This is a genomic window from Jiangella rhizosphaerae (assembly GCF_003579925.1).
Taxonomy (GTDB): domain Bacteria; phylum Actinomycetota; class Actinomycetes; order Jiangellales; family Jiangellaceae; genus Jiangella; species Jiangella rhizosphaerae.
Genome location: NZ_QUAL01000161.1, coordinates 1 through 18,924, shown reverse-complemented (window position 1 = coordinate 18,924; position 18,924 = coordinate 1). Strand labels below are relative to the sequence as shown.

Below are 18,924 nucleotides of genomic sequence, written 5' to 3'. Positions count from 1 at the left end.
GGCGCCATCGAGCCGTACGCAGGCCCGCTGCGGTGGGCGTCCGCCGCCGTCCTGCTGGTGATGGCCGCCGCCGGGGCGGCCGCCGCGTACCGCCGGCACCGTGCCGGTCCCGACGCCGCGAGCCCCGACGACGGCCGCGCCGACCGGGTGACGCCGGCCGGGGCATTCGTCACCTTCGCCGGCATCACCGTCATCAACCCGATGACCGTCGTCTACTTCGCCGCCCTGGTCATCGGCAGCGGCGCCGAGCTCGCCCGCGGTGTCGAGGCGGTCGCATTCGTCGCCGCCGCGTTCGCCGCGTCGGCCAGCTGGCAACTGCTGCTGGCCGGCGGGGGAGCGCTGCTCGGCCGCTTCGTGACCGGACCCCGCGGCCGGCTGGTGACGGCGTTCGTGTCCAGCGCCGTCATCGTGGTGCTGGCCGTTCGCATGGTCGTCATGGACGGCGGGTAACGTCGCACCGGTGAGGGACGCCGCGCACTCGACCGTCGTGACCCAGCGGCTGCTGCTGCGGCGGCCGCGACCCGAGGACGTCGACGTCATCTACGACATCTACCGCGACCCGCGGGCCAGCCGGCACAACCCGTCCAACCTGCTGCGCGACCGTTTCGGCGCGGAGAACCTCTACCGCAGCTGGGACGAGCACTGGCGCAACGCGGGCTTCGGCTACTGGACGGTGCTGCGCCAGGGGTCCGACCGGCCGGTCGGGTTCTGCGGCCTGAAGTACATGTGGTTCCACGACGACCAGGTGACGAACCTGTTCTACGGCTTCGACCCCGCCTGGTGGGGGCAGGGGCTGGCCGCCGAGGCCGCCCGCGCCGCCGTCGGGTGGGCCGAGCAGCACCTGCCGGGCGTGGCCGTGGTCGCCCGGATCCGGCCGGAGAACCACGCCTCGCAGCGGGTCGCCGTCCGGGCCGGGCTGACCAGGGCCGAGCACCTCGACGGGCTCGGCTTCGACGGACTCGAGTGGATCTACGTAAATCAACCGGCCCTGGACCGGCCGAGCGGCTCGCGCACCAGGATCTCGTCGACGTAGCAGTACTGCCAATCCGCGCCGGGCTGCAGCGACTGGATGACCGGGTGGTGCTCGGCCTCGAAGTGCGCCCGCGAGTGCCGGCGCGGGGAATCGTCGCAGCAGGCCACCAGGCCGCACTTCATGCACAGCCGCAGCTGCACCCAGGTGCCGCCCTCGTCGACGCACTGCTGGCACACGTCGACGTCGGTGTCGGTGACGTTCATCTGGTCCTGGTGGGTGCAGGACGTGCTCATCGTCTCGGACTGGACGTAGCGCCAGCGCGAACGCAGCAGCCGGTCGGGTACGAACCGGGCGAAGTGCCGCGACTGCGACGCCAGCAAGGGCGCTGCGATGGCCAGGACCAGGACGTAGAGCGCCACGAACGGGCCGATGCGCTCGTCGAGGCCGGCGCTGATCGCCAGCGTCGCCAGGATCAGCGAGAACTCGCCGCGGCCCAGCACCGTCAGCCCGATGTTCGTGGCGGCCCGCTGGTTGAACCCGAACAGGCGCGCCGTGAAGATGCCGGCGGTGAGGTTCGTCAGCAGCGTCATGCAGACGGCGATGACGACCGGGAGGGCGACGCCGCCGAGGTCGCCGATGTCGATCGTGAGCCCGAACGAGATGAAGAACACCGCGGCGAACACGTCGCGCAGCGGCAGCACGAGCTGCTCGACCCGCTCCTTGAGCGCGGTGCGCGACACCACCAGGCCGATCATCAGCGCGCCGATGGCCTCGGAGACGCCGACCTCGAGGGCGACACCCGCCACCAGCACGACCAGGCCGACCATGAGGATCGCCAGCAGCTCGTCCTCGCGGCAGTCCAGGATCATCGCGATGGCCCGCGCGCCCCACCGGGCGAGCGCGAACAGCGCCACCAGGAACCCGAAGCTGACCAGCAGGTCGACGACGAAGTCCAGCGTCGAGCCGGAGTCGTTGAGCACCGGCGCCAGCAGGGCCAGGTAGAAGGCGAGGAACATGTCCTCGATGACGATGACGCCGAGGATGATCGGCGTCTCGGCGTTGGTCAACCGCCGCAGCTCGATCAGCAGCTTCGTCGCGATGGCGGACGACGAGATGCCCAGCGCGCCGGCGATGACCAGCGCCTCGGACGTGCCCCAGCCCAGCGCGAAGCCGAGCGCCAGGCCGGCGCTGACGTTGAGGCCGATGTAGACGCCGGCGGCGATGAACAGCCGCCGCCCGCTGCCCAGCACCTGCTCGGCAGGGAACTCCACGCCGAGGTGGAACAGCAGCAGCACCAGGCCCAGCGAGGCCAGCAGCGAGAGGTCCTCGGGGTGGTCGATCAGCACCGGGCCGGGCGTGCCCGGGCCGAACACGATGCCGATCAGCATGTAGCAGGGGACCGTGGGGAAGCCGTAGCGGCGGCCCAGGCGCGCGACCAGCCCGGCGAGCAGGACGATCGCGCCCAGCCCGATGAGATCCGCATGCACCGCCGTCTAGCCCTCGAAGAACGTGCCGGTCAGGACGGCGCCCAGCTTCAGCGCCTGCTCGCGGCTGAGCTCGAGGACCGCGGTCGGCTCTTCGCCCTTGGTGGTGAAGACGTAGAGGTCGCGGATGTCGCCGTGGCGCACGACGACGGAGATCCGCTGCGTCGGGCTGCCCAGGTCGATGTCGTAGCGCTTGCCGATGCCCGGCAGCTCCTGCATGTGCACGCCCTGACCCATGATGGTGTCCTTTCGTCCCAGGCGATCCGAGTCAGAGTTTAGGGCGGTCGAGCCGGTGGAACGCAGGCTCCGGGCGCCCGACCCGTTCACCCTCGGCGAGTTGTGCCCGCAGCCGGGCCGCGCCGCCGGGCAGGAACGGCTCCAGTTCCGCGGCGATCACCCGGCACGCGTGCACCAGCCCGGCCAGGACGACGCCGGCGTCCGGCCGGCCGCGGCGGTCGCGCTCCCAGGGCCGGTCCGCCTCGATCGTGCGGTTCGCGAGGTCCACGACGGCGACCAGCGCGGCGGTCGCCGCCCGCAGGTCGAACCCGCCCACTGCCCGGTCGACGGCGTCCGGCAGCGCCTCGGCGGCCGCGACGAGCTCGCTCTCGGGGTCGGGGGCGCCGACGACGCCGTCGTGCAGCCGGTGCACCAGCGTGAGCGTGCGCTGCACCAGGTTGCCCAGTCCGTTGGCCAGCTCGAGGTCGTGCCGGGCGACGAGGCGCTGCTCGGTGAAGTCGGTGTCGCCGGTGCGCGGCACCTCGCGCACGAACCACCAGCGCAGCGCGTCGGTGCCGTAGCGCCGGGCGAGGCCGGCCGGGTCGGCGGTCACGCCGGTGCTCTTGGCGATCTTGGCGCCGCCGACGGTGAGGTAGTCGTGCACGAGGATCGCCGTCGGCAGCGGCAGCCCGGCTGAGAGCAGCTGCGCCAGCCAGTAGACGGCGTGGAAGCGCACGATGCCCTTGCCGACGACGTGCACGCGGTCCGCCGACCCCGCCCACCAGCCGGCGAAGTCGTCGTCGGCGGCGCTGCCGTAGCCGAGCGCCGTCACGTAGTTCGCCACCGCGTCCCACCACACGTAGACGACCTGCGACGGGTCGCCCGGCACCGGGATGCCCCACCCGCCGGCCCGGTCGGCCGGTCGCGACACGCTGAGGTCGTGCAGGCCGGCGCGGACGAACGCGAGCACCTCGGCCCGCTTGGTGGCCGGCTCGACCCGTACGGCACCGGACTCGAGGATGCGCTCCAGCTGGTCCTGGTAGCGCGACAGCCGGAAGAACCAGTTCTCCTCGCTGACCTCCTCGGGCGCGACGCCGTGCTCGGGGCAATGGCCGCCGGCGAGCTCGTCGGGCGCGTAGAACTGCTCGCAGCCGGCGCAGTACAGCCCGGTGTAGCGGCGCCGGTAGAAGTCGCCGCGGGCGGCGCACCGCTCCCACAACCGCCGGACGCCCGGCGCGTGCCGCGGGTCGGCGCTGGTCCTGATGACGTCGTCGACCGACAGCGCCAGCGGCCCGCGCAGGGCGACGAACCGGGCGGCGTTGGCGTCGACGAACTGCCTGACGGGCACGCCCGCGGCCCGGGCGGCGGCGACGTTCTTCAACGCGTTGTCGTCGGTGCCGGTGAGGAACCGGACCGGCCGCCCGCGGCGGCGCCGGTGACGGGCGAGCACGTCGGCCTGGACCAGCTCGAGCGCGTGCCCGAGGTGCGGCGCCCCGTTGACGTAGGGGATGGACGTGGTGACGTAGAAGCGGCCGGTGGTCATGATGCTCCCTCCGCCCTGCGCCGGCGGGGGAGTGCGCACCATGAAGAAGCCCCCGCTGAGCAGGGGCAACGCTGGCTGTGGATGCTGACGGTGTCAGCGCACGCGAAGTGGCCCCCGGACGGGGCGCATCATCGGCTGCGTGCACTGGGTCATGGCTCGATGGTACGCCTGACCTGCGCCGGTGCGCCACGACAGGGCATGACAAGCGGGTGATGGTGCCTGTCAAGGCAGGTATGTCCGTCTTTGAACGACATTCTGTGTGTCGAGAATGCTTATTGGGACGACACGCAAGAAAGATTTCTTCGTTTCTCCTTGCGCAACTACTTTCTCTGCCTAGACTCACAGTCAAGAACGCGGGGTCGTCCGGACAAGAGCTTGGCCCTGAGGTTCGCCAACCGAAGATCTTCACCCGAAGGAGTCAAGATCATGGACGCACTCTCCGGCCTCCTCGACAGCATCGTCGCGCTGGTCAACCAGCTGCTGGGAACCGTCACCGGCCTGCTCGGCTGACGCCTGGCGCGTAAGCCCTTCTCCATCCGGTGGGCGCTTGGCGGCTCCCCACCACCCGTCCGCGTATGCCTCTGGGATTTCCCCGGGCATACGCGGACGGTTTTTTCACGGGTAATTCTTCGGGCGGGAATGTCCGGAAATGAACCGGTAGCGCACTACTCCGGCGCGATCTCGCGCGGCATGAGGTCGTGCGGCAGCGACGTGCGGGCCGCGCGGAGGAACGCGAACGGCGTGCGCTGCCCGAGGTTGGCCACCCGCGACGTGTAGATGTCGGCGTACTTCTCCACCTGGCGGGCAAACAGGCTCTTGTCGTTGCCGGCCCGCATCATCGGGCCCCAGGTGGGGTTGCCCAGCTCGCCGGCGGCGCGGGCCAGCGGCACGATGCGCTCGTCCAGCGTCCGCAGGGCCTCGCGCAGCGCCTCGACGCTCTCGCGGGGTGCGTCGTCGCCGGGCCGGAGCAGCGCCATGCGGGCGTGCGCGAGGCGGTCCTCCAGGACGGCCTTCTCGGCCATGAGGCGCCGCAGCTCGGCCTCGTCGGCGGCGAACAGCTGAGCGGCGGCGATCTCGGCCTCCAGTTCGCGCATGATGAGCGCGGTGCGCCAGCGCAGCGCGGACTTGGTGACGTGGACGTCGCCGAACAGGTGGTCGCCGACGTAGAGGATCTCGGCGCCGGTGAGGCCGAGGCTCTGCTCGACCTGCCGGGCGCAGCCGCCGTGGTAGACCTCGCCGGTCTTGAGCGGTCCCCAGTGCGGCTGCAGCAGCCCGCGCTCGGCGTCGACGACCCGGAACACCGGCTCGACCTCGGCGAAGAACCGCGGCTTCGCGGCGGCCACGACGACGATGTCGAACAGGTCGCGCCACGAGCCGGACGGCACGTGCCGGTCGAAGGCGTAGCTCATCATGGCCTTCGTGTACGACCAGTCGCTGTTCGTGATGAGCAGCAGCCGCTTCCCGGCCAGCCGCTGGTCGATGAGCGTCTGCGCGGTGGACGGGTCGATGTCGCAGAAGCGGTCGGGGTCGGCGACGATCTCGGCCTTCAGCGCGCCGGTGGTGTGCGACTCGTCCAGCGCGGCCGACACGACGCGGTACAGCTCGTCGTAGCCGAGCGGGCCGGGGATGGTGCCGTCGTCGAGGCGGTCGACGAACTGGGCGTAGAGCGCGGACTCGGAGATGGTGAACAGCGTGTTCATGAACCGGAACCGCGGGTTGTTGAGGTCGACGGCGACGCCGTTGTACGTGGTGCGCAGCTCGTCGAAGGACAGCTGGCGGGTGCCGTGCTGGGCCTGGATGACGTAGCCGAACCGCGAGGCCTTGACCAGGTTGCCGAGGTCGAGGTCGATGACCAGGCCCTGCAGGTACCGGTCGGGCTCGAAGACCAGCCCGTCGACGGGGTAGTCGCCGGCCGCCAGCACCCGCGTGGCGTGCTCGAACGCCGTCCGCTCCCACTCCCGCGTGCGGTAGTGGATGAGCGTGTAGTCCATGTCGTAGCCGATGGCCTGCACCGAGCGCAGGTTCAGGGTGCGGTTGGCGTAGACACCGCGTTCCAGTCCGTCCGGAGGCGTCATGGCCCGAGCCTAAAGGGCGGGGCGGCCTCCGGTGACCGGAAGACCCGCCGCGGCCCAGGCGTGGAAGCCGCCGATCAGATCGGTCGCGTTGGCCAGTCCGAGCTCGCGCAGCGACGCCGCCGCGAGGCTCGACGCGTAGCCCTCGTTGCAGAAGACGATGACGGTGCGCCGCGGGTCGTCGGCCTGTTCCAGCCGGTGCGGGCTGGTCGGATCCAGCCGCCACTCCAGTACGTTGCGCTCGACGACCAGTGCGCCGGGGATGGCGCCGTAGCGCTCGCGGTCGGCCGCGGGCCGGGTGTCGACCAGCAGCGCCCGCTCGTAGGTGACGGCGTGCGCGGCCTGCTCCGGGGTGAGCCGGACCAGCCGAGAGCGGGCCGTGTCCAGCAGGGTGTCGACGCGCGCGCTCACCGGGCCGGCTCCGGCTCGTCGGTGAGGACGGTCCGCACCCGCCGCAGCGCGCCGGCGCCGTCGACCTCGTAGTAGCCCATCGCCGTCAGCGGCGGCGAGTAGGCATGGACGGTGACGGCCGGCTCGGGATCGGTGTTGACGACGTCGTGCACGTGGCCGACCGGGAACCCGACGCCGCGGCCGTCGCGCAGCCGCCGCTCGCGCAGCCCTGTCCCGGACGGCGCCCAGAACCGCTCGGTGACCACGCCGGACACGACGGTGAGCGCGCCGAGCGAGCCGGCATGGTCGTGCAGCTCGGTGGACTGATCCTGCGTCCAGCTGATCAGCCAGACATCGGTGTACGGGTCGCTGGACAGCCGCACGGACCAGCGGTCGTCGGCGTCGAAGCGGACGGGGTGCCGGCCGGCGCGCACCTCGGCGGCGACGGTGCGGGTCAGGTCGACGAGGTCGCGCAGTGCGACGGGGGTGGGTGCGATGGTCATCTGAGCTCCGGTGGACGTGCGGAAGGAATGATGGGGGACCCGGAGTCAGCAACAGCAGCGCATGCGGACGATAATCCCCAGCGAATCACTAGGAATCAAGTGCCGTCCACATGCTGGACGCACGCGGCTACTTGATGGCGCCCATGGACAGGCCGCGGACGAGTTGTTTCTGGGCCACCCAGCCGGCCAGCACGACCGGCAGCGAGGCCAGCGTGGCGGCGGCGGCCAGCTGGGCCCAGTAGAGGCCCTCGCTGGTCATGAAGCCGACGAGGAACAGCGGCACCGTCGCGGCCTGCGACGCGGTGAGGTTCACGGCGAAGAAGAACTCGTTCCACGCGAAGATCACGCAGATCAGCGCGGTCGCCGCGAGGCCGGGCGCCACCATCGGCAGCATGACGCGCAGCAGCGTCTGCCGCAGCGACGCGCCGTCCATGGCGGCGGCCTCGAGCACCTCGGCGGGGATCTCCTGCAGGAACGAGCGCATCATCCAGACCGCGATCGGCAGGTTCATCGCCGTGTACAGCACGACCAGCGTCCACACGTTGTCCAGAGCGCCGATGCGCCCGGCGATGACGTAGATCGGCACGATGACCGCGACGACCGGCAGCATCTTCGTGGAGATGAAGAAGAACAGCACGTCCTGCGTCTTCTTCACCGGCCGGATCGCCAGCGCGTACGCCGCCGGCACCGCCAGGGCCAGCACCAGCAGCGTCGACACCGTCGTCGCGAACAGCGAGTTGAGGAAATACGGCCAGGCGCCGGCGTCGAACAGGGCCCGGAACTGCTCCAGCGTCGGCGTGAAGATCAGGCTCGGCGGGTCGGTGTAGGCGTCGGCCTCGTGCTTGAAGGCCGTGATCACCATCCAGAGCACCGGGAAGAAGAAGACGATCCCGATGATCCAGGTGAGGACGGTCAGCAGGCCGGCGGACCGGCGGCGCGGGCCCGCGACGGCGACGGCGGGAACGGCGGCGGTGGTCATCGGTCCTCCTGGACGAACGAGCGGAACAGCAGCCGCAGCGCAAGCGTCGCGATGACGACGGTGCCGATGACGACGACGACGCCCATGGCCGCGGCCTGGCCGACGTCGAAGCCGAGGAACGCGCGCTGGTAGATGTAGAAGGGCAGGTTCGAGCTGGCGGTGCCCGGCCCGCCCTGCGTCATGATGTAGATCTGGTCGAACGTGTTGACCACGTAGATCGCGCCCAGCAGCACGCCCAGCTCGATGTAGCGGCGCAGGTGCGGCAGCGTGATCGAGCGGAACGTCCGGGCCGCGCCGGCGCCGTCGACCTGCGCGGCCTCGAGCACGTCGCGGCCCTGGCTCTGCAGCCCGGCCAGCACCAACAGCGCCATGAACGGCGTCCATTGCCACACCAGCGCCGCGATGACGGAGATCAGCGGTGCCGAGCTGGTCCAGTCGTAGTCGCCGGCGCCGAACGGCGACAGCACGAAGTTCACGATCCCGAACAGCGGGTCGAGCATCGTCGTCTTCCACACCAGTGCGCCGGCGACCGGCATGATGAGGAACGGCGTGATGATCAGCGTCCGCACCACCGACCGGCCGACGAACCTGCGGTCCAGCAGCAGCGCCAGCGCCACGCCCAGCAGCATGGCGACGATCACGCAGCCGGCGGTGATCACGATGGTGTTCAGCGCGGCCTGGCGGAACACCCGGTCGGCGAAGACGTCGGCGTAGTTGGACAGCCCGACGAACCGCTCCGAGCCCGGGCGGACCAGGTTCCACGAGTTCAGCGAGTACCAGAGCGTGACGAGGAACGGGATCTGCGTCACGAGGATCGCGAAGACCAGCGCGGGCAGCAGGGGCGCCCGCCGCCGCCAGCCCTCGCGGCGCGCGGAGCGGACGGGCTCGCGGGCCGGGACGGCCGGCCGCGGCGGGACGGCGGTGGTCGCGACGTCGGTGCTCACGAGTCCTCCTCCTGATACGACTCGCCGACGGTCTCGGCGTAGCGCTGGGCCTGATCGAGGGCCTCGTCGACGCTGATCTGCCCGGCGATGGCGGCGGAGATCTGCTGCCCGACGCGGGTGCCGAGGTCCTGGAACTCGGGGATGGCGAGGAACTGGATGCCGTCGTAGGGCACCGCCGCCGTCATCGTGTGCTCCTGGTCGGCGACCTCCATCGACGACAGCGTCGGCTCGGCGAACGCGGCCGCCACCTCGGCGTACTCGGGGATGTCGTAGGTGGACGTGCGGCTGCCCGGCGGCACACGCTCCCAGCCCAGTTCTTCGGCGACGAGGTGCGGGTAGTCCTTGTCGGTCATCCAGGCGATGAAGTCCCACGCCTCGTCCGGGTGGTCCGAGGACGCCGGGATGCCCAGCGACCACGTGTAGAGCCAGCCGCTGGCCTCGGTCTCGACGACCGGCGCCGGCGCGTAGCCGTTGCGGCCGGCGGTGACGGAGTCCTGCGGGCTCTCGACCACGTTCACCATCGACGTGGCGTCGTACCACATCGCCGCCTGGCCCTGGCCGTACCGCGTGGCGCAGTCGGCGAACCCGCTGGTGGCCGCGCCGGTCTGACCGTGCTCGCGGACCAGGTCGACGTAGAACTCGACCGCCTCGCGCACCTCGGGGGAGTCCAGCTGAGCGTTCCAGTCCTCGTCGAACCAGCGGCCGCCGAAGGTGTTGATGACGGTGTTCAGCGGCGCCAGGTTCTCGCCCCAGCCGGCCAGGCCGCGCAGGCAGATGCCGTTCATGCCCGGGTTGGCCTCCTCGATGGCGGCGGCCAGCTCGCGTACCTCGGGCCAGGTGGGCCGTTCGGGCATGCTGAGCCCGGCGGCGTCGAACAGGTCCTGCCGGTACACCAGGAACGAGGACTCGCCGTAGAACGGGACGGAGTACATGTCGCCCTCGTAGGACAGCGACTCGCGGACCGGCGCGATGAAGTCGCCGGTGTCGTAGTCGTCGGTCGCGTCGGCGTAGGGCTGCAGGTTCACCAGCCAGCCGTTCTCGGCCCACATGGCGGTCTCGTAGTTGCTGACCATGATGACGTCGAACTCGCCGCCGCCGGTGGCCACCGACGCGGTGATCTTGGCGCGCGACTCGTTCTCCGGCAGCGAGACGAAGTCGACGTCGATGCCGGGATGGGCCGCGCGGAAGTCGTCGGCCAGTGCGATCGCGTCGGTCATCTGCGGGTTGGAGACGACCGCGACGACGATCGTCGTCCCCGAGCCGGAGCCGGAGGTCAGCGCGCCGGCCCCGGCGCAGGCGCTGAGCACGGCCACGGAGCCGGCAGCTGCGGCGAGCCGGAGCGTCCGCCGGCTCATGCCGAGCCTCCCGGTGTCACCTGTGCCTTGATGGTCGCGCCGGCACGGACCAGGTCGAGGGCGGCCGGGAACTCGTCCAGGCCGACGGTGTGCGAGACCAGCGGCTCCGTGCGTACCTGACCGGACGCGACCAGCCCGACGGCGTCGCCGAAGCTGTGCAGCACCGCCATCGAGCCCACGACGGTGATCTCGTCGTTGTAGATGCGGAACGGCGACAGCGCGATGCGGGCCTCGGCCGGCGCGACGCCGAACACCTGCAGGCGGCCGCCGCGGTCGAGCGCGCCGAACGCGGCCTCCAGCGCCGGCACGGCGCCGGTGACGTCGACGGCGGCGTCGAACCGCTGCGTCGGCAGCTCCGGCACCGAGGTGGCGACCTCGGCCGCGCCCAGCTCCGTCGCGAGCGGCAGCTTGCCCGCGGCGAGGTCGACGACGCTGACCCGGGCGCCGGCCGCGGCCAGCAGCTGCGTCATGATCAGGCCCATCGTGCCGGCGCCGAGCACGAGCACCCGCTCGCCCGGCTCGGCGCCGAGCTGGCGCAGGCCGTGCACCGCGCACGACACCGGCTCGATCAGCGCGCCCTGCGCGAACGTCAGCTCGTCGGGCAGCCGGTAGCAGGACGCGGCGGGGACGGCGACGTACTCGGCGAACGCGCCGTCGACGGTGTCGCCGACCGCGCCCCAGTTCTCGCACAGGTTGCCGCGCCCGCGGCGGCACTGGCGGCAGTACCCGCAGAACAGCGACGGGTCGACCGCGACGCGGTCGCCCACCGCGATGCCCGTCGTCACACCGGAGCCGACCTCCGCCACGACGCCGGCGAACTCGTGCCCCGGAACCAGGGGATACGGGCTGGGCGGGAACTCGCCCGCCGCGATGTGCAGGTCGGTTCCGCACAGCCCGCAGGCGCCCACCGCGACGACCACGTCGCCGGGTCCGGGGGCCGGGTCGGGCACGTCGCGGACGGAGATGTCGCCCGGCTTCTCGATGACGACGGCGCGCATGCAGCCTCCTCGCTATCGCTCATATGAGCGAATTCGACGCTCATATGTGTACAATCACGGTTGTATCGCGGTGTCATGGAACGGTCAAGGGGGATGTCATGCCACGCAGGGGCAGGCCACCGGCCGGCGGCCCGTCGATGGGCCCGTCCGACCTGGTGCTGGCGGGTGCGGTGGCACGCCGCCACTACGTCGACGGCCGGTCGAAGGTCGAGATCGCCGACGAGTTCGGGCTGTCCCGGTTCCAGGTGGCGCGCATCCTCACCGAGGCGCGGGCACGTGGCTGGGTCCGCGTGGAGATCGCGCTGCCGGGGCATCTCGACGACGAGCTGTCGCTGGCCCTGCGCGACGCCGTCGGCGTGCGCGAGGCGGTGGTCGTCGAGGCGCCCGAGCAGCCCGAGTCGGCCACCCGCGACGAGCTGGCCGCGGTCGTCGCGGACCTGGTCGCCGACACCGTCCAGCCCGGGCAGGTGCTGGGCCTCACCTGGAGCCGGACGATCGAGGCGATGTCGCGCCGGCTGCGGCGGCTGGCGCCGTGCACGGTGGTCCAGCTGGCCGGCTCCATCGCCGTCGAGGGCGCCTCGGCCGGCACCGTCGAGGTGGTCCGGTCGGTGGCGGCGGTGGCGGGCGGCGAGGCGCTGCCGGTCTACGCGCCGCTCGTGGTCGAGGACGCCGCGACGGCGGCGGGGCTGCGGCGGCAGCGTGAGATCGCCCGGGCCCTGGACCGGTCGACGGCGCTGGACGTCGCCGTGGTCTCGGTGGGCAGCTGGGGGCCGGGGCTGTCGACGGTGTGGGACGCCGTCACCGAGTCCGAGCGGGCCGAGGCGCTGGCCCGCGGCGCCGTCGGCGAGTCCGGCGCCCGGCTGTTCGACGCCGAGGGGCGCGACGTCACCGGCGCCTTCGACGAGCGCGTCGTCGGGGTGACGTTGCAGGCCCTGCGCGACACCCCGGTCGTCATCGCCACCGCGTACGGGGAGCGGCGGGCCGAGGCCGCGCTGGCCGCGGTGCGCGGCGGGTTCGTCACCACGCTGGTGGCGGACGCCGCGCTGGCCCGGCGGGTGCTGGAACTCGCCGCGGCGTCATCGTCGTGATGCCTGCTGTTCGCCCGGGAGGTCTAGGGTGTGGCGCCATGCGCATCTCGATCCGTGCCGTCGCGGTGACGGCGGCCCTGACCACTGCGGCCGCGGCGCTGGCCGCGGCGCCGGCGAGCGCCGAGCGACCCGGCGCGGCGGAGCTCCGCGTCGCCACCTACAACCTGAGCCTCAACCGCGCCGCCGAGGGCGAGCTCGAGGCCGACCTGTCCAGCGGCACCGACACCCAGGCACAGGCCGTGGCCGAGGTCATCCAGCGAACCCGGCCCGACATCGTCCTGCTCAACGAGTTCGACTACGTCGAGGGCGGTGTCGCGGCCGACCTGTTCCGCGAGCACTACCTCGAGGTCGGCCAGGGCGGCGCCGACCCCATCGAGTACCCCTACGCCTACGTCGCGCCGTCGAACACCGGCATCCCGAGCGGCTTCGACCTCAACAACGACGGCACCGTCGGCGGCGGCGACGACGCGTTCGGCTTCGGGCTGTTCCCCGGGCAGTACGGCATGGCCGTCCTCTCGAGGTACCCGATCCTGGAGGACGACGTCCGCACGTTCCAGCACTTCCTCTGGAAGGACATGCCCGGCGCGCTGCTGCCGCCCGGCTGGTTCTCGCCGGAGGAGCTCGCGGTCGTCCGGCTGTCCAGCAAGTCGCACTGGGACGTCCCCGTGCAGGTGGGCCGCCGCGTCGTGCACGTGCTCGCCTCGCACCCGACGCCGCCGACGTTCGACGGCCCGGAGGACCGCAACGGCCGCCGCAACCACGACGAGATCCGGTTCTGGGCCGACTACGTCGGGCCGGGCCGGGGCTCCTACATCTACGACGACGAGGGTGTGCGTGGCGGCCTGAAGCCGGGATCGGCGTTCGTCGTCCTCGGCGACCAGAACAGCGACCCCGTCGACGGCGACTCCGTGCCGGGGGCGATCCAGCAGCTGCTGGACCACCCACGCATCGTCGACCCGCTGCCCACGTCGGAGGGCGCGACCGAGGCGGCCGTCCTGCAGGGCGGCGCGAACGCGACCCACGAGGGCGACCCGCGCTACGACACGGCCGACTTCGCCGACACCGCGCCGGGCAACCTGCGCGCCGACTACGTCCTGCCGTCGCGGCAGCTGCGGCCGATCGGCGCGGGCGTGTTCTGGCCGGTGCGCTCGGACCCGCTGTCCCGGCTGACCGGCGAGTTCCCGTTCCCGACCAGCGACCACCGGCTCGTCTGGGTGGACGTGCGGGTGCCGGGCGGGCGGTCCTGACGCACTAGAGCTGCCGTGTCCACAGCGTCAGGAACAGCGCGGCCAGCACGACGGCCGTCACGGCCGCGGGTCGCACCCACCACGCCGCCGGTTCGCCCTGCTCGGTCAGGGTGAGCCGGCGGCGCAGTCGTTCCACCGCGACCAGCAACGCGCCGGCGACCGCGCCGATGGGAACCGCGATCGCCGCGTGAGCCAGCCACGCGCCCGAGCGCGACGGTCCGCCCCACGCGCCGTCGTACGGGCCGTCGTCGACCAGGCCGTACAGCGGGCCACGCACGATCAGCAGGACGATCAAGGCGATGAGCAGCAGCTGGACCAGGCGGAGGCCGCCGCGCAGAGATGTGGTCGTCATGCCGCCGGACGGTACGGACGGCGCCGTCGCCCGTCGTCACCCTGCGGAGCCATCGGCGCCCCCTACCACAGGGTGACGGCCGGGACACATTGTCAGGGAGTTGTCAGGGTGCTGTAGCTGTTCCCGTTCGCTCGGGCACGACATTGTTGTTCCCGCGGGGGGAGGAGTGCCGGACCCGAAGCAGATGTGGGTGGACATGGCCAGGCGCCGGCGCCGCACAGCTTGGCCGGCAGCGCGTCTAGCGGGGGGCAAGACCGCTGCCGGCCGGGCACTTTACCCAGCAGCCCGACGCACGCACCGGGCGAGCGCTCACCAGGGAGTGTCGAGCGTGCTCAGCGTGTCGGGAGGGTAGCCGTCGGCCACGGCGTGCAGCGGCGTGGCCTGACCGGCGCCCCAGGCATGGGCGAACGCGCGGTCGCCCAGCTTGTCGCGGACGGCCGCCAGCGTGAGCTCGGTGTCCGGGCGCTCGCACAGCGGGATCGGCGCGCCGATGGTGTCGCGGACCGCCGCGGCGGCGCCCAGCAGGAACGCGGCGTACGCGGTGTTGTCGTGCTCTTGAGCGACCGCGGCCAGCGCCTCGAGGACGCTCGCGGCGCGCCACTTGTCGCCCAGCTCCTGGTGTTCGGCGAGGCTCTCGTCGAGCAGGTGGATGGCCCGTTCCAGCCGCCCCTGACGGCGGGCGACCACCCCCAGCAGGTTGAGCGACCAGCCCACGCCCTCGCGGAAGCCCAGGCGCTGGGCGCGGCCCAGGCTCTGGTGCAGCAGCCGCTCGGCGGTGGCGAGGTCGCCTTCGTAGAGGGCGACGACGCCGAGGTTGATCTGCGACCACGTGATGCCCTCGCCGTCGCCGGCCTGCTGGAAGTAGGCCAGTGCCGCCTCGGAGTACTCGCGGGCGCGCTCGAAGTCCATCCGCAGCCACGAGACGAACCCGAGGTAGTGCCGCGACCAGGCGATGCCGGCCTTGTCACCGAGTTGCTGGCGCAGGTGGAGGCTGTCGAGGTGCAGCTGGAAGGAGCGCTCGTAGTCGCCCTGCTCGCGGGCGATGCTGGCCAGGTGCCGCAGCGTGAGCGCCGCGCCGGCGGCGTCGTCGAGGCGCCGGTAGAGCGCGAGCGCCTGCTCCAGCCGCTCGGCCGCGACGTCGTAGTCGCACTGCAGGAACGCCAGGTAGCCGGCGCCGCGGGAGGCGGCGGCCAGCGCGGCCGGTGCGACCGGCTCGGGTGCGGTGCCGGCGATGCGCAGCGCCGACTCCAGCCAGTCGCGCCCCTCGGAGTAGTGGCCGCGCAGGGAGAAGTAGCGCCACAGCGCGGCGCCCAGCCGCATGGACTCGGCGCCCAGCTCGCGGCTGATCGCCCGGCCGAGCGCGACCCGCAAGTTGTCCAGCTCGACGTCGAGGCGGCTCAGCGTCGCGGCCTGCTGGTCGGTGCCGAGGGTGCGTTCGGCCTCTTCGGCCAGCTCGGTGTAGTGGCGCAGGTGCCGCTGTTCGATGACGGTGCGCCGGCCGCCGTCGTCGAGCCTGCGGTCGGCGTACTGGCGGATGACGGAGAACATCGAGTAGCGCGCCTCGGCGGCGTCGCGGTCGACCAGGATGAGCGACTTGTCGATGAGCCGGCCGGTGAGGTCGAGGACGCGCTCGTGACAGGCGTCGGTCTCCTCGGCGCAGAACACGGCGACGGCGGCGGGCATCGTCCAGCCGCCGGAGAACGTCGAGACCGCCTCGAAGAACTCGCGCTCGTCGGCGCTGAGCAGCTGGTAGCTCCAGTCCAGCGCGGCGTCGATGGTCTGCTGGCGCAGCGGCGCGGTGCGGCTGCCGCCGGAGAGGATGCGCGTGGAGTTGTCCAGCTCGTCGGCGATCTGCTCGATGGTGAGGACGTTGACGCGGGCGGCCGCGAGCTCGATGGCCAGCGGGATGCCCTGCACGCTCCGGCACACGCGGCTGACCTGCAGCAGGCGGTCGTCGCGCGGGTGCACGCCGTGGGCGGCGGCGCGGGCCAGGAACATGCGGACGGCGTCGGCGTCGCGGATCTCCTCCGGTGCGGCCCGCGACGGTGGCACCGTCAACGGCTGCACCTGCCGGACGACCTCGCCGGGTGCGCGCAGCAGTTCGCGGCTGGTGGCCAGCACGGTCAGCCGGGGGCAGCGCTGCAGTAGGACGGTGCACAGCCTGGCGCAGGTCTCGACCACGTGCTCGCAGTTGTCCAGCACGACCAGCAGCTGCCGGGAGCCGATGTGCTCGGCCAGCGCGTCGACCTCGGCGGCGTCCGAGGCCGCCCGCAGCCCGACGGCGGCCGCGACGGCCTCGGTGACCTCCGGTCCGTCCGGGCGGGCGGCCAGCGGCACCCAGCACACGCCGGCCTCGAACTGCAGGCGCACCTCGTTGGCGACGGCTACCGCGAGGCGGGTCTTGCCGACGCCGCCGAGCCCGGTCAGCGTGACCAGACGGACGCCGCCGTGGCCCAGCAGCGACGACAGCTCGGCCAGCTCCGAGGCCCGGCCGATCATCGCGTCCGGTGGGAGCGGCGGGCCCTGGACCTGCGGCGCGTAGACCGTGGGGGACCGGCGCAACGACTCGGTGAACTCGCCGAAATCGGTCTCGGACAGGTTCAGCGCGGTGGCCAGCAGCCGCACGGTGAGCGGCCGCGGCGCGCGGCGGCGGCCGCGTTCGAGCGCGGCGACGGCGTCGGAGCTGAGACCGGCCTTTTCGGCAAGCTCCTCCTGCGACAGACCGGCCGCCAGCCGATGCCGTCGCAGCAGACTCGCGAAATCGTCGATCTCGTTGCTGGCCGACACGCCTTGTTACCTCCGAGATGACCCGGTAGCTGTGAAATCGTACCGGGTGATCTTGGTCGTGTCGGACCGCGCGGGCAACTGATTCTCGTCAGTACCTCCAGACCTCCGCCACGGCGACGAACGCGCTGGACGACGGGCGCTCGGGAGTGCCCGCCCGGATGATCTCGCCGGGCAGTCGCCGGCCGCGCACCTCGATGGACGCGGCGGCGCTCGGGCCGGTCACCAGACTGAGGCTGTGCACGCGCCCGCCGAGATCGAACTCGTCGGTGGCGAAGGCCCTCCGGTCCAGCACATCGGCGATGCGGACGGCGACGTCGCCCGCCCGTGCGTACGTGCCGCGGGCGAGGTCGTTGGCGACGTGGACGGCGCGTCGCTCGATCCGCGGTTCCGGCCACGGCAGCCCGGCGGCCTCCGGGAAGAACCGGGTGAACGAGCGCTCCAGCCAGTGGCCGAGGTCCGGGTGATCGGTGAGCACCCGGACCTCGCCGTCGTGCCAGAGCACGATCGCCGAACCACTGCCCTGGGCGGACCAGTCGACGGTCCAGACCGAGGCGTAGGCGCTGACGACGTCGCGGTGGAACAGCTGGACGCCGGGGTTGGCGCCGACGAGGACGACCTTGCGCCGGGCCGGCTCGGTGGCAGCGTCGGCGGCCGGTGCGGCGTCGGCGATGGCGGGGAGGGCCAGGCCCGCGGTGAGGCCGGCGGCGGTGGCGGTGCCGGTGCGGAGCAGCCGGCGGCGGGTGAGGCTCGGTTGCGTCATGGGCACAGCCGACCGGGGCGGGCGCCGGTGCCGCCAGGAATTCGAGTACGTTCGAATCGTGACGGTCCGGATGCCGATGACCGCCGAGGCGCTGGGCCGGTCTCGGTTCGGCATCTCGCCGTGCGCCGAGGTGGTCGGCAGCCTGCGCGCGCTGCACCGTCCGTCACCGGGCTCCCCGCATCTGATGCGCTGGCGTGCGCGGGCGCTCGACGCCGTCCCGGCGGCACCGCTCAGCCTGCTCGCCGCGCTGACCGGCAGCGAGGTGTACATCCTCGACCTGCTCACGCCGCCGCCCGACGCCGCCGTGATGACGATCGGCGACGAGGTGGCGGCCATCGCCGCGACTCCGGTCGACCTGATCGAGTACCAGCTGGACATCGCGTTCCGCGGGCGCGCCGTCCCGCCGGCTGTCGCCGCGAGCGTCGGCGGTCCGGCCCGCCTCGAGGAACTGCGCCAGCCGATGCCGGCCGTCGTCGCCGAGGCGCTGGACGGCGGACCGGCGGCCTTCGTCGCCCGGGTGGCCGACGCCATGCGGACGTACTTCGAGCGGGTGCTCGCGCCGGACTGGCCGCGCGTGCTCGACGTCCTGACCGCCGACGTCGCCTACCGCGGCGACCGCATGGCCCAGCACGGCGCGTTGGCCCTGTTGGACGACTTCCACGCCTCGGTCCGCTGGGAGGACGGTGCGATCCTGGTGCGCAAGCCGTTCTCGCTGGTGGTCGACTGGGCCTATGACGGGCTGCTGCTGATCCCGAGCACCGGCCTGACCGACGGCGTCCTGCTCAACGCCGAGCGGCCGACCACGCCGTCGATCCTCTACCCGGCCCGCGGCCTGCACGCCCTGTGGTCGGCGGGTGCGGCGGCCCCGGCCGACCTGGGCGAGCTCATCGGACACACCCGCGCGACCCTGCTCGCGGCCCTGGACGTTCCGCGCACGACCGCCGAGCTCGGCCGCCGCGAGGCCCTCTCGCCGGCGACGGTCTCGTACCACCTGGCGATCCTGCACCGCACCGGCCTGGTCTCGCGCCGCCGCACCGGCCGCCGCGTGGTGTACGCCCGCACCGACCTGGCCGCGGCCCTGCTCGCACCGCCGGTGTGAGTAGCCGCCGGTCGCACGGCGCGCGGCCGTGGCCCCCTCACCCATCCAGGCCGCGAAGGCATCACCTGCCGACCGCGACACCGTGACGACGACACCGCCACCGTGACCACCACACCACGAGACACGCCCCGCGC

At 72.4% G+C, this 18,924-nt stretch carries 19 protein-coding genes; 6 read left to right on the top strand and 13 right to left on the bottom strand.

Features of this window, described 5'->3' with window-relative positions:
• On the top strand, nt 1-450 hold a 450-nt coding region (locus tag DY240_RS17080), incomplete at its 5' end, for a LysE family transporter (RefSeq protein WP_119661051.1).
• A gap of 10 nt (nt 451-460) precedes the next feature.
• Nucleotides 461-1,033 carry a GNAT family N-acetyltransferase gene (locus DY240_RS17075; RefSeq protein ID WP_119661050.1) on the top strand — a complete coding sequence of 191 codons (573 nt, stop codon included), beginning with the start codon at nt 461-463 and terminating at the stop codon, nt 1,031-1,033.
• Here the strand turns inward: DY240_RS17075 and DY240_RS17070 are convergent.
• Genes DY240_RS17070 through DY240_RS17060 form a run of 3 tightly spaced genes read right to left on the bottom strand, consistent with a single transcriptional unit; the run spans nt 979 to nt 4,216 of the window.
• Entirely contained in the window at nt 979-2,460 is a 1,482-nt protein-coding gene (locus DY240_RS17070; RefSeq protein ID WP_119661049.1) for a cation:proton antiporter domain-containing protein, read from the bottom strand. The genes DY240_RS17075 and DY240_RS17070 overlap by 55 nt on opposite strands.
• Nucleotides 2,461-2,466: 6 nt before the next feature.
• Entirely contained in the window at nt 2,467-2,694 is a 228-nt protein-coding gene (locus tag DY240_RS17065) for a potassium transporter TrkA (RefSeq protein ID WP_119661048.1), read from the bottom strand.
• 31 nt (nt 2,695-2,725) lie between these two features.
• Nucleotides 2,726-4,216 carry a methionine--tRNA ligase gene (locus DY240_RS17060; protein ID WP_119661047.1) on the bottom strand — a complete coding sequence of 497 codons (1,491 nt, stop codon included), beginning with the start codon at nt 4,214-4,216 and terminating at the stop codon, nt 2,726-2,728.
• 375 nt (nt 4,217-4,591) lie between these two features.
• Between DY240_RS17060 and DY240_RS33740 the strand changes: the two genes are divergently transcribed.
• A complete protein-coding gene (locus DY240_RS33740) occupies nt 4,592-4,726 on the top strand; it encodes a hypothetical protein (protein WP_267901687.1) in 135 nt (44 codons plus the stop codon).
• Between the two features lie 155 nt (nt 4,727-4,881).
• On the opposite strand, the gene DY240_RS17055 is transcribed toward DY240_RS33740, so the two are convergent.
• From DY240_RS17055 to DY240_RS17025, 7 genes are all read right to left on the bottom strand, one after another.
• Nucleotides 4,882-6,291, bottom strand: a complete 1,410-nt coding sequence (locus tag DY240_RS17055) for an HAD-IG family 5'-nucleotidase (protein ID WP_119661046.1) — start codon at nt 6,289-6,291, stop codon at nt 4,882-4,884.
• A 9-nt stretch (nt 6,292-6,300) separates the two neighbouring features.
• On the bottom strand, nt 6,301-6,699 hold the full coding sequence (locus tag DY240_RS17050; RefSeq protein WP_119661045.1) for a rhodanese-like domain-containing protein: 399 nt from the start codon (nt 6,697-6,699) through the stop codon (nt 6,301-6,303).
• Nucleotides 6,696-7,181, bottom strand: a complete 486-nt coding sequence (locus DY240_RS17045; protein ID WP_119661044.1) for a cysteine dioxygenase — start codon at nt 7,179-7,181, stop codon at nt 6,696-6,698. The genes DY240_RS17050 and DY240_RS17045 overlap by 4 nt, the downstream gene beginning before the upstream one ends.
• Nucleotides 7,182-7,308: 127 nt before the next feature.
• Complete coding sequence (locus DY240_RS17040) at nt 7,309-8,160, bottom strand: carbohydrate ABC transporter permease (RefSeq protein WP_119661043.1); 852 nt, start codon at nt 8,158-8,160, stop codon at nt 7,309-7,311.
• The gene (locus DY240_RS17035; protein WP_119661042.1) at nt 8,157-9,104 is read right to left on the bottom strand and encodes a carbohydrate ABC transporter permease; all 948 of its coding nucleotides are present in this window, start codon (nt 9,102-9,104) and stop codon (nt 8,157-8,159) included. The genes DY240_RS17040 and DY240_RS17035 overlap by 4 nt, the downstream gene beginning before the upstream one ends.
• Complete coding sequence (locus DY240_RS17030) at nt 9,101-10,459, bottom strand: ABC transporter substrate-binding protein (RefSeq protein WP_119661041.1); 1,359 nt, start codon at nt 10,457-10,459, stop codon at nt 9,101-9,103. Before DY240_RS17030 ends, DY240_RS17035 begins: the two co-directional genes overlap by 4 nt.
• On the bottom strand, nt 10,456-11,457 hold the full coding sequence (locus tag DY240_RS17025; RefSeq protein ID WP_119661040.1) for a zinc-dependent alcohol dehydrogenase family protein: 1,002 nt from the start codon (nt 11,455-11,457) through the stop codon (nt 10,456-10,458). Before DY240_RS17025 ends, DY240_RS17030 begins: the two co-directional genes overlap by 4 nt.
• 98 nt (nt 11,458-11,555) lie before the next feature.
• On the opposite strand from DY240_RS17025, the gene DY240_RS17020 reads away from it, so the two are divergent.
• Both DY240_RS17020 and DY240_RS17015 read left to right on the top strand, forming a co-directional pair.
• Nucleotides 11,556-12,545, top strand: a complete 990-nt coding sequence (locus tag DY240_RS17020) for a sugar-binding transcriptional regulator (RefSeq protein WP_199701652.1) — start codon at nt 11,556-11,558, stop codon at nt 12,543-12,545.
• Nucleotides 12,546-12,583: 38 nt separating this feature from the next.
• On the top strand, nt 12,584-13,792 hold the full coding sequence (locus tag DY240_RS17015) for an endonuclease/exonuclease/phosphatase family protein (RefSeq protein ID WP_119661038.1): 1,209 nt from the start codon (nt 12,584-12,586) through the stop codon (nt 13,790-13,792).
• Nucleotides 13,793-13,796: 4 nt separating this feature from the next.
• Here the strand turns inward: DY240_RS17015 and DY240_RS17010 are convergent, their stop codons facing one another.
• From DY240_RS17010 to DY240_RS17000, 3 genes are all read right to left on the bottom strand, one after another.
• Complete coding sequence (locus DY240_RS17010) at nt 13,797-14,144, bottom strand: hypothetical protein (protein ID WP_119661037.1); 348 nt, start codon at nt 14,142-14,144, stop codon at nt 13,797-13,799.
• A gap of 309 nt (nt 14,145-14,453) precedes the next feature.
• Nucleotides 14,454-16,931, bottom strand: a complete 2,478-nt coding sequence (locus DY240_RS17005; protein ID WP_119661036.1) for an ATP-binding protein — start codon at nt 16,929-16,931, stop codon at nt 14,454-14,456.
• Nucleotides 16,932-17,019: 88 nt separating this feature from the next.
• Complete coding sequence (locus DY240_RS17000) at nt 17,020-17,691, bottom strand: hypothetical protein (RefSeq protein WP_199701650.1); 672 nt, start codon at nt 17,689-17,691, stop codon at nt 17,020-17,022.
• A 58-nt stretch (nt 17,692-17,749) separates the two neighbouring features.
• Between DY240_RS17000 and DY240_RS16995 the strand changes: the two genes are divergently transcribed.
• Nucleotides 17,750-18,790, top strand: coding sequence for an ArsR/SmtB family transcription factor (locus tag DY240_RS16995; protein WP_158602884.1), 1,041 nt, complete (start codon nt 17,750-17,752; stop codon nt 18,788-18,790).
• Nucleotides 18,791-18,924: the final 134 nt, after the last annotated feature.

Excerpts from the sequence above, each read along its gene's own strand:
- DY240_RS17055 (WP_119661046.1), bottom strand. The coding sequence starts at position 6,291 with ATGACGCCTCCGGACGGACTGGAACGCGGTGTCTACGCCAACCGCACC.
- DY240_RS17065 (WP_119661048.1), bottom strand. The coding sequence starts at position 2,694 with ATGGGTCAGGGCGTGCACATGCAGGAGCTGCCGGGCATCGGCAAGCGC.
- DY240_RS17030 (WP_119661041.1), bottom strand. The coding sequence starts at position 10,459 with ATGAGCCGGCGGACGCTCCGGCTCGCCGCAGCTGCCGGCTCCGTGGCC.
- DY240_RS17020 (WP_199701652.1), top strand. The coding sequence starts at position 11,556 with ATGCCACGCAGGGGCAGGCCACCGGCCGGCGGCCCGTCGATGGGCCCG.
- DY240_RS17010 (WP_119661037.1), bottom strand. The coding sequence starts at position 14,144 with ATGACGACCACATCTCTGCGCGGCGGCCTCCGCCTGGTCCAGCTGCTG.
- DY240_RS17045 (WP_119661044.1), bottom strand. The coding sequence starts at position 7,181 with ATGACCATCGCACCCACCCCCGTCGCACTGCGCGACCTCGTCGACCTG.
- DY240_RS17015 (WP_119661038.1), top strand. The coding sequence starts at position 12,584 with ATGCGCATCTCGATCCGTGCCGTCGCGGTGACGGCGGCCCTGACCACT.
- DY240_RS17025 (WP_119661040.1), bottom strand. The coding sequence starts at position 11,457 with ATGCGCGCCGTCGTCATCGAGAAGCCGGGCGACATCTCCGTCCGCGAC.
- DY240_RS17000 (WP_199701650.1), bottom strand. The coding sequence starts at position 17,691 with ATGACGCAACCGAGCCTCACCCGCCGCCGGCTGCTCCGCACCGGCACC.
- DY240_RS17040 (WP_119661043.1), bottom strand. The coding sequence starts at position 8,160 with ATGACCACCGCCGCCGTTCCCGCCGTCGCCGTCGCGGGCCCGCGCCGC.
- DY240_RS17060 (WP_119661047.1), bottom strand. The coding sequence starts at position 4,216 with ATGACCACCGGCCGCTTCTACGTCACCACGTCCATCCCCTACGTCAAC.